13 protein-coding genes are annotated in these 14,392 nt (G+C 54.9%); 9 read left to right on the top strand and 4 right to left on the bottom strand.

Annotated features, from left to right (window positions below; translation table 11 throughout):
- Window positions 1-35: 35 nt before the first annotated feature.
- From DNI29_RS07975 to DNI29_RS07955, 5 genes are all read left to right on the top strand, one after another.
- Window positions 36-1,049 (top strand): beta-ketoacyl-ACP synthase III, encoded by a 1,014-nt coding sequence (locus tag DNI29_RS07975; RefSeq protein WP_110977558.1) that lies wholly within the window; start codon window positions 36-38, stop codon window positions 1,047-1,049.
- Between the two features lie 186 nt (window positions 1,050-1,235).
- Complete coding sequence (gene efp, locus DNI29_RS07970) at window positions 1,236-1,799, top strand: elongation factor P (RefSeq protein ID WP_110977781.1); 564 nt, start codon at window positions 1,236-1,238, stop codon at window positions 1,797-1,799.
- A 28-nt stretch (window positions 1,800-1,827) separates the two neighbouring features.
- Window positions 1,828-2,319, top strand: coding sequence for an acetyl-CoA carboxylase biotin carboxyl carrier protein (gene accB / locus DNI29_RS07965; protein ID WP_110977780.1), 492 nt, complete (start codon window positions 1,828-1,830; stop codon window positions 2,317-2,319).
- A gap of 102 nt (window positions 2,320-2,421) precedes the next feature.
- Window positions 2,422-3,768: an acetyl-CoA carboxylase biotin carboxylase subunit gene (gene accC, locus DNI29_RS07960; RefSeq protein WP_110977557.1), complete on the top strand. Its 1,347-nt coding sequence runs from the start codon at window positions 2,422-2,424 to the stop codon at window positions 3,766-3,768.
- Window positions 3,769-4,071: 303 nt separating this feature from the next.
- On the top strand, window positions 4,072-5,565 hold the full coding sequence (locus tag DNI29_RS07955; protein WP_110977556.1) for an alpha-amylase: 1,494 nt from the start codon (window positions 4,072-4,074) through the stop codon (window positions 5,563-5,565).
- An 82-nt stretch (window positions 5,566-5,647) separates the two neighbouring features.
- On the opposite strand, the gene DNI29_RS07950 is transcribed toward DNI29_RS07955, so the two are convergent.
- From DNI29_RS07950 to DNI29_RS07940, 3 genes are all read right to left on the bottom strand, one after another.
- Entirely contained in the window at window positions 5,648-6,064 is a 417-nt protein-coding gene (locus DNI29_RS07950) for a hypothetical protein (RefSeq protein ID WP_123823117.1), read from the bottom strand.
- 142 nt (window positions 6,065-6,206) lie between these two features.
- Window positions 6,207-6,785 (bottom strand): DUF3109 family protein, encoded by a 579-nt coding sequence (locus DNI29_RS07945; protein ID WP_110977554.1) that lies wholly within the window; start codon window positions 6,783-6,785, stop codon window positions 6,207-6,209.
- Between the two features lie 105 nt (window positions 6,786-6,890).
- Window positions 6,891-8,048 (bottom strand): glycosyltransferase family 4 protein, encoded by a 1,158-nt coding sequence (locus tag DNI29_RS07940; RefSeq protein ID WP_110977553.1) that lies wholly within the window; start codon window positions 8,046-8,048, stop codon window positions 6,891-6,893.
- A gap of 223 nt (window positions 8,049-8,271) precedes the next feature.
- Between DNI29_RS07940 and DNI29_RS07935 the strand changes: the two genes are divergently transcribed.
- The 4 genes from DNI29_RS07935 to DNI29_RS07920 all read left to right on the top strand — a co-directional run bounded on the left by DNI29_RS07935 (window position 8,272) and on the right by DNI29_RS07920 (window position 13,915).
- A complete protein-coding gene (locus tag DNI29_RS07935; RefSeq protein WP_110977779.1) occupies window positions 8,272-10,524 on the top strand; it encodes an ATP-dependent helicase in 2,253 nt (750 codons plus the stop codon).
- A gap of 225 nt (window positions 10,525-10,749) precedes the next feature.
- Window positions 10,750-11,451 carry a DUF4290 domain-containing protein gene (locus tag DNI29_RS07930; RefSeq protein ID WP_110977552.1) on the top strand — a complete coding sequence of 234 codons (702 nt, stop codon included), beginning with the start codon at window positions 10,750-10,752 and terminating at the stop codon, window positions 11,449-11,451.
- Between the two features lie 125 nt (window positions 11,452-11,576).
- Window positions 11,577-12,881, top strand: coding sequence for a UDP-N-acetylglucosamine 1-carboxyvinyltransferase (gene murA / locus DNI29_RS07925; RefSeq protein ID WP_110977551.1), 1,305 nt, complete (start codon window positions 11,577-11,579; stop codon window positions 12,879-12,881).
- A 143-nt stretch (window positions 12,882-13,024) separates the two neighbouring features.
- Window positions 13,025-13,915 carry a DUF4349 domain-containing protein gene (locus tag DNI29_RS07920; protein ID WP_110977550.1) on the top strand — a complete coding sequence of 297 codons (891 nt, stop codon included), beginning with the start codon at window positions 13,025-13,027 and terminating at the stop codon, window positions 13,913-13,915.
- Window positions 13,916-13,992: 77 nt separating this feature from the next.
- On the opposite strand, the gene DNI29_RS07915 is transcribed toward DNI29_RS07920, so the two are convergent.
- A complete protein-coding gene (locus DNI29_RS07915) occupies window positions 13,993-14,328 on the bottom strand; it encodes a phage holin family protein (RefSeq protein WP_110977549.1) in 336 nt (111 codons plus the stop codon).
- Window positions 14,329-14,392: the final 64 nt, after the last annotated feature.

The raw sequence follows: 14,392 nt of genomic DNA, 5'->3' as shown, positions 1-14,392 counted from the left end.
GACTTTTCCTTTGCCGCGTTTTCCGTCCCCCTCTAATGAAGATTACCGCTGCCATCACCGGAGTCGGCTCCTACGTGCCCGACTACGTGCTTACCAATCAGGAGCTCGAAACCATGGTCGACACGACCGACGAGTGGATTATGAGCCGAACCGGAATTAAGGAGCGACATATTCTGAAGGGCGAAGGTCAGGGCACCTCTGTAATGGGCATTAAGGCCGTAGAGCAGTTGCTGGCGAAAACGGGCAACAAAGCCGAGGATATTGACCTGATCATCTGCGCTACTACCACCCCGGACTTGGTATTCCCGGCTACGGCCAATATCATTTCGGCCGCCGTGGGCGCTACGAAAGCTTTCAGTTTCGACATGCAGGCGGCTTGCTCGGGCTTCATGTACGCGCTGGCTACCGGCTCACAGTTCATTGCAACGGGCGCTTACAAGAAAGTAATCGTCATTGGGGCCGATAAGATGTCGAGCATTATCGACTATTCGGACCGCGCTACCTGCATCATCTTCGGTGACGGTGCAGGCGCCGTGCTGCTGGAGCCCAACACCGAAGGCTTAGGTCTTCTCGACCAGGAGTTGCACTCTGATGGCAACGGCGAGCAGTATCTGCACCAGAAAGCCGGTGGCTCCCGCCGCCCGCCGTCTTCGGAAACGGTAGCCAACCGCGAGCATTATGTGTACCAGGAAGGTGCTGCTGTATTCAAGTTTGCCGTGAAAAACATGGCCGATGTAGCAGCTCAGGTAGCTGACCGCAACGGCCTGAATCCTGATACTATTGATTGGCTGGTACCGCACCAAGCCAACAAGCGCATCATTGATGCTACCGCCAACCGGGTAGGCATTGGCCCCGAAAAAGTGATGCTCAACATCCACAAGTACGGCAATACCACCAACGGCACCATTCCGTTGTGCTTGGCTGACTACGAGCAACAACTGCGTAAGGGCGACAACCTAATTATTGCCGCCTTTGGCGGAGGCTTTACCTGGGGCTCTTTATACCTGAAGTGGGCCTATGACCCCAAACCCGACCCCACAGCAGCCTAATTTGGCGGCCCACAAGTAGAAAACTTCTATACTTGCACTCCCGACGAGCCGCCCCGCCATCTTTCCGGGGCGGCTCGTTGCGTTTCCACCCTAGTAACTCACTTTCTGACTGTTGAAAATACAGGTTTGAACCCGCCGTTTCCGGCCTTCCCTACCTGGTTTTCCCTCTCAAACTCTTTTCCCACCATGGCCACGACCGCAGACTTTCGCAACGGGCTCGTTCTGAACTACAACGGCGAGTTGCACGTCATCACTGAATTCCAGCACGTTAAGCCCGGTAAGGGCCCGGCTTTCGTACGGACGAAGCTTCGCAACATCAAAACCGGCCGCACTATCGACAACACCTTCAACGCCGGCGTGAAGGTAGAAACGGCCCGCGTAGAGCAGCGCCCTCACCAATACCTGTACAAGGACGACTACGGCTACACGTTCATGGACAATGCTACCTTCGAGCAGGTAGTATTGCCCGAGGCCATGGTACCGTTTGCCGATCTAATGAAGGAAGGCCAAGAGGTTAGCATTCTGTTCCACGCTGAAACTGAGCAGCCGCTTACCGCTGAGCTGCCCACTACAGTGGAGCTGGTGGTAACCTACACCGAGCCCGGCCTAAAAGGCGACACAGCGACTAACACGCTCAAGCCCGCCATTGTGGAAACGGGGGCCCGCATTCAGGTGCCGCTGTTTATTGATACCGACACCAAAATTCGCATCAAGACGAGCGACTACTCCTATGTCGAAAGAGTCAAGTAAGCAGCCTAACAAGCCCACCGACGCCCTCATGAAAGCCAAAGAACTACAGGAACTCATCGACTTCATTGCTAAGTCGGGTCTGAACAAAGTCAACATCGAAACCGAGGAATTCAAAATCTCGGTTCAGCGCGAGCCCAACACGAAAGTAGTAAGCGGTGGCATGATGGCTCCGGCCGCGGCTGCTCCGGCTCCCGTAGCAGCGTCAGCTCCGGCGGCAGCTACCCCAGCCGCTCCGGCCGCACCAGCTGCCCCGGCCGCTACAGAAGCCGCCGGTGGCAACTACGTGCCGCTGAAAGCTCCGATGATTGGTACCTTTTACCGTAGCAGCAGCCCCGATTCGCCGGCCTTCGTGCAGGTAGGCGACCTGGTGGAGAAAGGGCAGGTTATCTGCATTATCGAAGCCATGAAGCTCTTCAACGAAATTGAAGCTGAGCAGTCGGGCCGGGTAGTGAAAGCCATGGTAGAAAACGCCTCTCCCGTGGAATTCGACCAGCCTCTGTTCCTGATTGAGCCGATGTAATTTGAGAACGTAGAAGCTAGAGCTTAGAGCTTAGACTGCGGGGTAGCACAGGCTGCCGCATCTAAGTTCTAAGCTCTAGCTTCTCTTATCTACTTCAGACCTGTGTTCAAGAAAATACTGATTGCCAACCGGGGCGAAATTGCGCTGCGCGTAATTCGGACCTGCAAGGAAATGGGCATCAAGACGGTAGCCGTTTACTCGACTGCTGACAAGGAAAGCCTGCACGTTCGCTTTGCTGACGAAGCTGTGTGCATTGGTCCGCCCAGCTCGGCGCAAAGCTATCTGAGCATTCCTACCCTGATTGCCGCCGCTGAAATAACTAATGCCGATGCCATTCACCCCGGCTACGGCTTCCTGAGCGAAAACGCCGAATTTTCGCGCGTATGCCAGGAAAATGGTATTAAGTTCATCGGGGCCTCGCCTGAGATGATCAACCAGATGGGCGACAAAGCCTCGGCAAAAGCTACCATGATTGCTGCCGGCGTACCGTGCATTCCGGGCTCAGTAGGCCTACTGGAATCAGTGGAGCAGGGCAAAAAGGTGGCTGCTGAAATCAAATATCCGGTAATTCTGAAGGCTACGGCTGGAGGTGGTGGCCGTGGTATGCGCATCATCAACTCGGAGGATGAGTTTGAGAAAGCGTGGAACGATGCCCGTACGGAAGCAAAAGCGGCTTTCGGCAACGACGGCGTGTACCTGGAAAAGTTTGTAGTGGAGCCCCGCCACATCGAAATTCAGGTGTGCGGCGACCAATACGGCCATGTGTGCCACCTCTCGGAGCGCGACTGCTCAATTCAGCGTCGTCACCAAAAGCTAGTTGAGGAGGCTCCCTCACCGTTTATGACGGAAGATCTGCGCGAGCGGATGGGTGCGGCCGCCATTGCCGGCGCTTCGGCTATTGGCTACGAGGGGGTAGGCACCATCGAGTTCTTGGTGGACGCCAACCGCGACTTCTACTTCATGGAGATGAACACCCGAATTCAGGTGGAGCACCCCGTGACAGAAGAAGTCATTAACTACGACCTGATTAAGGAGCAGATTAAGGTAGCGGCCGGCATTCCGATTACGGGTAACAACTACGGCCCGAAGATGCACGCCATGGAGTGCCGCATCAACGCCGAAGATCCAGCCAATGGCTTCCGTCCTTCGCCCGGCAAAATCACGGTGCTGCACATTCCGGGTGGCCATGGCGTGCGTGTGGATACACACGTGTACGCTGGCTACCAGATTCCGCCGAACTACGACTCCATGATTGCCAAGCTTATTACGGTAGCGCAAACTAGGGAGGAGTGCATTGTGAAAATGAAGCGGGCTCTGTCGGAGTTTGTGGTAGAAGGCGTGAAGACGACCATCCCCTTCCACCTGAAGCTCATGGACAATGAAGAATTCAAAGCTGGCAACTTCACTACGAAGTTCCTAGAAACATCCTTTGACTTCTCAGAGCTGTAGACTCTTATAACCACTCATGAAAAGGGTTGCCTCCTAGGAGGCAACCCTTTTTTATTTCTCTTGCAAAAGGAATCCATGTCAATCCAGAACCACTCCGCGCAAATAGAACATTATCGATAACAAGGCAAGCAAGCAATTATAGCGTTTCAGTTAATACAGCATTATAAATATGCCTAAAAACGGGCAAAAATAGGTTAGTAACCACTTACTATTTATTTAGCAATAGCCAAAATAGTATTGCACAATTCCAGCTATGCTCTTCTATACTTGCCTTGTTCTTTTCCACAACCAAACCCACCCACTATGTTTAAAGGATCAGCGGCAGCTCTGCTTGGGCTGCTGACTGCCGGCACAGTATTGTCGTCGTGCAGCAAGGAAACCGCTACGCCGGGAACCCCTACCCCCGTTGTAACTACTAAAGCGAATGATGCCGTAGCGGTAAACGGTGTTATGATGCAGGGCTTTTACTGGGATACGCCCATCAGCAACACTCAGGGTACTTGGTGGCAGGTGCTGGGCTCCCGCGCCTCGGAGTTCAAGACGGCAGGCTTTACGGCCATTTGGCTGCCTCCGGCTTACAAAGGGGGTAGCATTAATGATGTAGGCTATGGCGTGTACGACCGGTATGACTTGGGCGAGTTCAACCAAAAGGGTACGGTAGCAACCCGCTACGGCACGCTGGCCCAGTTGCAGTCGGCTATTACGGCGCTGCACGGGCAGGGTATTCAGGTATACGAGGACATGGTGATGAACCACCTGACCTCGGCCGACGCTCAGGAGCAGTTTACCTACAACGGCCAGAATTACAACGTGTGGACCAGCTTTACTTACCCCGGCCGCGGCAACACCTACAGCTCATTTAAATGGCACTACTACAACTTCAACGGCACTCAGCAGGCGCCCAACAACGGCTGGTACCAGTGGAATGCCTGGGATTTCCAGCCCTACGCTAACAACGATGCCTACGACAATCTGCTGGGCTCAGAAATTCGCTACGCCGACGTTAACCAGCGCACTGAAACCAAGAACTGGGGCAACTGGATTACCACCAAGCTCAGCCTCGATGGGTACCGCCTCGACGCCACTAAGCACATTCAGACCAGCTTCGTGAATGAGTGGCTGGATGCGGTAAAGGGCACCCGCTTTGCCGTGAGCGAGGCCTGGTTCCGCAACCTGACTGACCTGAAAAACTACGCGTCGGCTACCGGCGGGCGCACCAGCCTTTTCGACGTGCCTTTGCATTACACCTTCCAAAGCATGAGCAGCGGCAATGGCAGCTGGGATATGCGCGGGCTGCAGTTTGCAGGCTTCACGGAGTCGAACCCTACCCTCTCGGTTTCCTTTGTCGACAACCACGACACCGACCATACAACCGGTGCGCTGTACTCGCCGGTAGTTAACCTGAAGATGCTGGCCTACGCCTATATCCTGACCCGGGCCAACGGCTACCCCTGCGTATTCTACAAAGACTACTACAACTATAACCTGGGCAATCAGATCAAAACCCTGATGGCAATTCGTAAGGCCAACGCCTACGGAGCCGCCTACGAGTACACCAGCGTAGATGACGCCGACTACTACGCCTACTCCCGCGCCGGCGACTCAACCCATAAGGGCCTGATGATGATTCTGAATGACGGCAGTACGGCCCGCACCAAAGGCATCACCTCTCCCTTCAAAAGCGCCACCCTCACCGACAAAACAGGCAACTACAGCGGCACCATCACCACTGACGCCAACGGCTACGGCAACTTCCCGGTGCAGGCCCGAAGCTATTCGGTGTGGGTACCCAACTAGGTAATTCGACAGTGGGTTTCTGCTCGCTTCATCCGTAAGTGACCTCTGTCAAAAATGAGCTAATAAGCATCTTTGACAGAGGTTATACTTTTATCAATTTACCTGCTGCATCGAACAATAGATGGGGTAGCACATACGCTCCGAGCAAGACTACGGGTTTAGAATCTGGCTCTCCACATTCAGTTCTACCATCATCCGCCAGATAACTTTCTCCGTCTTGAAATATGATATCATAATATGGGTAATGCGGCTTCTCAGGATGAGTGAACGGCACCATGACATTCGTTTTAAACTGTTTTGACAGAAGTTGGCCTAACCACAAAGCTCTAGCTTCCCAGTCTTCGTTTGGTGTGCGATAAATGGCCAGATGCTGGGGAAATTGCTGAACGCCCGATTTAGTAGTTTCAAAAAATATGTGAGTTGGGTTACTTAAGTCAAACCCAATTGGTTCTTCTTCTCCCGACATTATAGACCAAGCAAATACAGTTAACTGTCGCATTGCCTTCTGCAAAAGCTACTGAATTTGAGTAGCACTATGTTCTGTACTTATGTACATATCTTCCATTTCATGAAGAAAAACAAAAAGGCTAACTCTGCAGAATTAGCCTTTTTGTTTTTCTTCATTTATCAATGATGAAGTCTCATCTAACCTGCGCGTCGCCGTGCTCGATTTCGTGCACCAGTTCGCCGTACCAATCCTGGCCGTACTTGCGAATCAGGGGCTCCTTCAGGAACTGATATACGCGCACACCCAGATTGGCGCCGAAGGAGCAAGCAGGCGAGCAAATGCTCCACCGGTCGTAGTTCAGGGCTTCGAAGCCGTCGTATTTGGAGATACGGATGGGGTATAGGTGGCAGCTGATAGGCTTTTTAAAGGAAGTGACGCCCGCCAGATACGCCTGCTCGATGCCACATTTCAGGATGCCTCGCTCGTCGTAGAGGGCGTAGGCGCACTCCCGGTCGTTGATGGTGGTGGTGCTGAAGTCGCCTTCCCAATCCTTGATGTACAAGCCCTGCTGCTCAATAGCCTGCCGACCGGCTTCGGTCAGGAAGGGCTTAATTGCTTCGTACTCGTTTTGCAGGATCTGCAACTCATCTTCTTCCAGCGGCGCGCCCAGGTCGCCTTCCACGCAGCAGGCACCTTTGCAGGCTTCGAGGTTGCACACAAAGAAATTATCCCGAACATCGTCGGAAATCAGGGTATTCTGAATCTGAATCATGGGATTGTGTCGGGCTCGGGGGTTCGGGGCCGTTGGGGCACTAACACGCGAGAAGCGCGGGTAGTGCCGTTGCTACCGAGCAAACAATCCGCAAAGATACCGGAATTAGATCAGCGCCCGTAGTACGTTTTCCGTCAGCTCGCACTGGCGATGGTGCGAGTAAGTGGCCAAGGCCTCCTGTCGGGCCTGTCGCCCCAGGCGTCGGGCCAGCTCCGGTGCCAGAAGTAACCGCTCCGCGGCAGCAACAAACGCGCCCTCATCGCGCAGTGGAAACAGCAAGCCAGTGTTACCATCGCGCACAATTTCCAGCGTACCGCCAGTTGCGGAAGCTACCACGGGCAGGCCGGCAGCCATGGCCTCAATGGTAACCATACCATAGGTTTCGTTCACGGAAGCCGTGATGGAGATGTCGAGGGCCCGGTACGCTACCTCAGGTTTCAGGGTAAACTCCCGCACATGCACCACCTCCGTCAGGCCCAGCTCCTGCACTCGTTTCTGCACGGCTTCGCGGTAAGCGTTGCCCTCGTTGCGAGTAGGCTCACCCACGAACAGCATATGCAATTGGGGGTAGCGCCGGCGGAGGGCAGCCAGTGCTTCCACCACGAAATCCTGGCCCTTGCCATCGTCGAAGCGCCCGATCAGACCCATTAGCACAGCATTGGGGGGTAGTGGCAAGCTCAACTCAGCGCGGGCTTCAGCTTGCGAAAAGACAGGCTGCGCAAACTTCTCCAGCTCAATTCCCAGCGGCACAACGTGCAGCTTGCTGGCCGCAAGGCGGGTTTTCTCCAGCACTTGCCGGGCCAAACCGGGTAGTGGAGCCAGCCAGGCATCTAAGGCACGGTAGCGCAAGGTGTGCAGGAGCCCGCGCTTAGCCAGCCCAAGCTGCATGTGCTGCTGGTAAACCAGCCGGAGTTGCGGTAGCCGGAAGGTTTTACAGAGCACTGCTACGCCCAAATCCCCATTCCGCGTGACGATGAGCACCCGCGTACCAAACCCTCGCAACAGCCCTGCCAAACGCCCCGCAGCCAGCATATCGGCTGCTTTCCAGGGGTTGCGCAGGGGAGCAAGGGGTAGGCCCAGCTCGGCGGCGCGGGTAGCAATAGGAGAATCGGCTAAGGTGATAATCTGTACGGGCCAGCCCCGCTGCCGCATCCAGTCGGCAAAACGAACAGTGTTCAGTTCCAGGCCGCCCCAGCTATTGGAAAGGCATAGCAGCGAGATGGGAAACACGGCAGGAGTAGCAGAAGCAGCGGCAGAATTCACGCCGCGAAGATACAGCAGGCGCCCTACTGCGCGATAAATCAGCCGAAGCGCACCAAATAGCGCAGCTCTCGGTTAGTACTTTTCGGGGTGGTGCTTTGCGCACCTACGTCGTGCGCGTAGGACAGACCAGACGCCAGATTGCGTTTCGCTACCCCACCCGAAAGCCCTACCTTTGCTAACAAGCCAAAAAGCTTAGTTTCCGATCTGACTGACACGCATGGCACTGGATTATCACTCGTTATTGAACCCCTCCCAGGCGGCGGCCGTGCTGCACACCGAAGGCCCCTGCATGATTATAGCCGGCGCGGGCTCCGGTAAAACCCGGGTGCTTACGTACCGTATTGCTCACCTACTAGAAAAGGGAGTAGATCCGTTCAACATCCTGGCCCTGACCTTTACCAACAAGGCAGCCAAGGAGATGCGGGCTCGTATTGAGAAGGTGGTAGGCCCCGAGGCCAAAAATCTGTGGATGGGCACTTTCCACAGCATCTTCGCCCGCATCCTGCGCTCCGAGGCCGACAAGATTGGCTACCCCCGCTCCTTTACTATTTACGATACCCAGGACTCCAAAACCCTGATTGGGCAGATCCTAAAAGAGCTGGAGCTGGACGACAAGCTGTACAAGCCGAACATGGTGCTGGGTCGCATTTCGGCCGCCAAGAACAAGCTGATTTCGGTGCAGCAGTACCTTAACGACCCCGTGATTCGGCAGGACGATGAGGCGGCGCTGCGGCCCAAACTGGGCGTCATTTACCAGCAGTACGCCAGCCGTTGCTTCAAGGCTGGGGCTATGGACTTCGATGACCTGCTCTACCAGACCAACGTGCTGTTCAAGGACCACCCCGACGTGCTGAACAAGTACCAGAATATGTTCCGGTACGTGATGGTGGACGAGTATCAGGATACGAACTACTCCCAGTACTTGATTGCGCGCAAGCTGGCAGCTAAGGAGCGGAATATCTGCGTGGTTGGCGACGATGCGCAAAGTATCTACGCTTTCCGGGGCGCTGATATTCAGAACATTCTCAATTTTGAGAAGGACTATCCCGAGTTGCAGGTGTTTAAGCTTGAGCAAAACTACCGCTCCACCAAAAACATTGTGTGGGCCGCTAACTCAGTTATCAAAAACAACCAGGCCCAGCTACGTAAAGACGTTTTCTCCGACAACGAGGAAGGTCCGCTGATTGAGGTGTTCAAGGCGGCTTCCGACAACGAGGAGGGTAAGCTAGTAGCCAACAGCATCTACGAAGACAAGATGAACCACCACTTGTCCTACGATGACTTTGCCATCCTGTACCGCACCAACGCCCAGAGCCGGGCCATGGAAGAAGCCCTGCGCAAGCTCAACATCAAGTACAAGATTGTGGGCGGTCTGAGCTTCTACCAGCGCAAGGAAATCAAGGACCTGGTGGCCTACCTCCGCCTGACGGTGAACCCCAACGACGAGCAGGCCTTGCGTCGCGTCATCAACTACCCCAAGCGCGGCATCGGCGACACTACCATTGCCAAGCTCATCAGCGCCGCCGAAGAATCGAACCATACCATTTGGGAGGTAGTCGCCAACGCCGACCAGTTTCTGCCTACCCGCGCTGCTAACCCCATCGTGGACTTCGCGGAGAAGATTAAGGCCTACACCGCCGTAGCAGCCAAGGATGATGCCTTTGAGGCGGCCAAGTTCATTGCCAAAAACTCGGGCCTGATTGAGGATCTGTACGCCGATAAGAGCATTGAGGGCCTCTCCCGCTACGAAAACATCCAGGAACTTCTGAACGGCATCAAGGCCTTTGTGGAAGACCCAGAGCGCGAAGACAAGAGCCTCAGCTCCTTCCTGCAGGATATTGCCTTAGTAACGGACGCCGACACCAAAGATGCCCAGAGCGAGGGCGAGCAGGTAACCCTCATGACGATTCACTCGGCTAAGGGTCTGGAGTTCCGCAACGTGTACATCGTGGGCATGGAAGAAAACCTTTTCCCGAGCCAAATGATGATTACCTCGCGGGCCGACCTGGAAGAGGAGCGCCGCCTGTTCTACGTGGCCATCACGCGGGCCGAGAAAAAGCTGACCCTGAGCTACGCTACCTCCCGCTACCAGTGGGGCAACCTGCGCAGCTGCGAGAAAAGCCGCTTTCTGGACGAAATCGACCCCAAGTTTGTTGACTTCAAGTTCTCGGCGGGTCCGGTGGGTAGCGCCGGTCCGGGCGAGTCGCCGTTCGGGCATGTGTTTGAGCGCCGCAGCAACTTAGTGCCGCCCGCTCCGCGCAAAACCGTAGCCACCAAGTACTCCCCTCCTGCCGACTTCAAGCCTTCTGATACCAGCAACCTGCAAACTGGCCAGCGCGTGGAGCACCCCAAGTTTGGCTTTGGCACCGTCACGAAGCTGGAAAACCAGGCCGGTTCGGTAAAGGCCATCATCCAATTTGAGGAAGTTGGGGAAAAAACCTTGCTCCTGAGCTTTGCCAAGCTGCGCGTACACTAAGTGTCCTGCAAGGGGTAGTGAGGCTGGCAGTTTATCCTGCTTCCCTACCCTACTTGAGTAACCGGACGCACCCAAATTGCCCCTTTCGCGTTACTTTAGACGCTGATAGTGCGGCTCTCTCCTACTACGCATTCCTGCTAAACCTTGCCGCTGGCCTTCCTGTGCAAAATAGGATGCCATTGGGGCAAGGTTTGGCGTATATTTGGCCCTTCGAATACCATTTTCATGACGTTACCTTCTCTTCATAAGCACGAGCTGCTCCAGCGCGAATACGGGCAGAGCACTTTTCAGCTCGTGCAACAGCTACGCGACATCGAAGACCGCGCCGAGCGGACGCGCCGCGCCCAGCAAATCGTGCAGCTTATCTTCCGGATTCAGCCTACCCTGCGTGACCAGCCCGACTCTCAGCAGAAAGTCTGGAACCACCTATTCGAAATGGCCGACGGTGAGTTGGATGTGGATGCTCCCTTTGAGCTGGCCGCTCCAGCCAATCAAACGCCGCCCCAGCGTGTGCCCTACCCCAGCAAAGGCCCCAAATTCCGGGCCTACGGCCGGGCTGTGGAGCAACTAGTAGAAAAAGCGCTGACCCTGGAAGACCCCGCCGAACGCGAGCAGGCAGCCATCGTCATTGGCCGCACGATGAAGTTCTTGTATCGTTCCCACAATAAGGAAAACGCCAAGGATGTCACCATCCTGAAGCACCTGAAGGAACTCTCCAACGGCCAGTTGGCCCTCGACCCTGCTCAGGTTGATGCTCAAAATTTGTTTGAGTTCACCAGCAATGGTCGCCCTACCCCCTTCATTGTACCCCAACCCCGCCAGGAGCGCGACGTTCGGCGTGGCAGTGGGGGTAGCAACAACCGGCGCGATAAACAGCGCCGTGGTGGCAAAAAAGGCCGCCAAGAACCCCAACAACCTCCGCAGTAATATCTTTGCAGAAGCCGGAAAATTGAAGCTAGAAGACAGAGTACAGGTTCCTGGCAAGGCAAAAGGCCCTGCCGCTTGTACGCTGCCTTTCAGCTTTCGCCTGCTGGCTCCTAATAACTCTCTCCATGGCCTCTTTTGAAGTTATCGGCGGTAAGCCGCTGAAAGGTGAAATCGTGCCCCAGGGCGCTAAAAACGAAGCTCTCCAGATTCTGTGCGCGGTATTGCTCACGGATGAGCAGGTTACGATTTCCAACATCCCCGACATCCGCGACGTCAACAAGCTGATTGAGCTGCTGCGCGACATGGGTGTAAAAGTGGGCAAGCTGTCGAATGACACGTACCGCTTCCAGGCCGATGACGTGCACCTGGACTACCTCGACACTCCCGAGTTCGTGGCACAGGCCGGTGCTCTGCGTGGCTCCGTGATGATCCTGGGTCCTATGCTGGCCCGCTTTGGCAAGTGCCAGCTACCGAAGCCGGGTGGCGACAAAATCGGCCGGCGGCCCATGGATACCCACTTCTTGGGGCTAGAGAAACTAGGCGGCAAGCTTACTCTGGAAGGTAACGACTTCTACCGTATCAATACCGAAGGCAAGCTACGCGGCGCTTATATGCTGCTGGATGAAGCTTCGGTAACGGGAACAGCCAACATTGTGATGGGTGCCGTACTGGCTGAGGGCACCACAACAATTTATAACGCGGCCTGCGAGCCATACCTGCAGCAGCTTTGCAAAATGCTGGTGCGCATGGGTGCCAAAATCAACGGTATCGGATCCAACCTGCTCACCATTGAAGGGGTAGAGCGCCTGGGTGGCACCGAGCACCGCATGTTGCCCGACATGATTGAAATCGGTTCGTTTATTGGCCTGGCAGCCATGACGGGCTCGGAAATCACCATCAAGGACTGCCAGATTCCGGAGCTGGGCCTGATTCCGGATACGTTCCGTAAGCTGGGCATTCAGCTGGAGTTCCGCGGCGACGACATTTACGTACCTGCTCAGGACCATTATGAAATTGCTACCTACCTCGATGGCAGCATTCTAACCATTTCTGACCACACCTGGCCCGGCCTCACGCCCGACCTGCTGAGCGTGATTCTGGTGGTGGCAACCCAGGCCAAAGGCACCGTACTCATTCACCAGAAGATGTTTGAGTCGCGCCTGTTCTTCGTGGACAAGCTCATCGACATGGGTGCCCAGATTATCCTCTGTGACCCCCACCGCGCTACCGTCATCGGCCTCGACAAACGCACGCAGCTGCACGGCATCACCATGACCTCGCCCGACATTCGTGCAGGGGTAGCCTTACTCATTGCGGCTCTGTCGGCCAACGGCCGGAGCGTGATTGAGAACGTTGAGCAGATTGATCGTGGCTACCAGAACATTGATAAGCGACTGACGGCCCTGGGGGCACAGATCCGCCGCCTCTAAGGTTAAGTCTATTTAGACTACAAAAGCCTGCCTTCTACCAGAGGGCAGGCTTTTTATTTCTGTATACGGTTACCTCTATACTACTCGTTGAATTAACTGCTAGCGTCAGAGAGACTGATAGTTCACCCTTATTGCTTACATCTATGAAAATTGCTCTGTGTAATGTAATTGTGGCTGCCTCACTTTTGCTCAGCGCCTGCAGTAAGTCAGCGGAAAATATTAAACAGGAACCCGCCACAGAGGACGGGGCTCTGGCGGCAATAGAGGGCCCGCCGGCCCCTGAGGCACCAGCGCCTCCTGAAGCCCAGGAGCCCGGCTTACCTACTCGTGGTACAGTTATAACTGCGGCTCCTACTGCGGCACGCAAGCTCATTTACCATGCTCATGTACGCGTGAAAGTTGAGAACTTGGTGAAGACAAATGCGCGCGTGGATAGCCTAGCCCACGCTTACGGCGCCTACATCTCCGATGCATCGGAGGAACGAGAGGAAGGCCAGTGGGAGCACAAGATGACGATACGAGTGCTGCCAGGTCAATTTCAGAAGTTACTCAACAGCCTCAACGGTTTGGGAGTGCTGGAATCAAAAACGCTCAGCACCGATGACGTAACCGCTGAACATGCCGACGTATCAGCGCGACTTCGCACCAAACGGGCTGTAGAGCAACGCTACGTGGCCCTACTGTCGCAAGCCAAAAAGATTACCGACATCCTAGCCATTGAAGAGAAAATAGGCGAGGTACGGGAGCAGATTGAATCTACGGAAAGCCGCCTCAAAACGCTCAACTACCAAATAGGTTACTCTACCATCACACTCACCTATTTCCAAACACTGCCACTAGCCCAACCCGATGCACCTGTATTATCCTTTGCCAGCCGCTTTACACAGGCTGTATATACTGGCTGGGGACTGCTGACTGGCTTAGTACTCGCGGTAGTCACGGCCTGGCCGCTGTTCTTGCTCGGGGCGCTCGGCCTAGTGGCTGTCAGAGCTTGGCGCCGCTGGCGCCGCACGCAATTGCAGGCCAAAGCCTAGTAGTAGAGCCTTCGCTTAACAAAAAGTCCGGCCAGTAGATACTGGCCGGACTTTTTGTTAAGCGAAGGCTCTACTACTTAGTCTACAATAAAATCGACTACGGCAGTTACTACGGAAAGCACCACACTAAATATCAGCGCGGATACAAAGCCGTCCACCTCAAACCCGGTAAGCAGGTAGCTGGCCATCATCACAATCAAGGCGTTGATAACCAACAAGAACAGGCCTAGGGTTAGAATGGTGATGGGAAAGCCGATGATCTTAAGGATTGGCTTCACCACCGCATTCAGGATAGCCAGTACAATCACCAAGATGATGGCATCACCAAAGCCCCCGATTTGGGAGCCGGGCAGAAATTTAGCCAACACATAAGTGATGACCGCCGAGAGCAAAAACTTGAGAATGAATCCCATGATTGGTGTAGGGTTGGAGTGAGGGGAGAGTTACCAGGCTTATAGAAATAAGCCTATACGCCGA

This window comes from Hymenobacter sediminis (genome assembly GCF_003231285.1).
Lineage (GTDB): Bacteria > Bacteroidota > Bacteroidia > Cytophagales > Hymenobacteraceae > Hymenobacter > Hymenobacter sediminis.
Note: the sequence above shows the minus strand (reverse complement) of the source record. Positions and strands in the feature narration are given on the sequence as shown.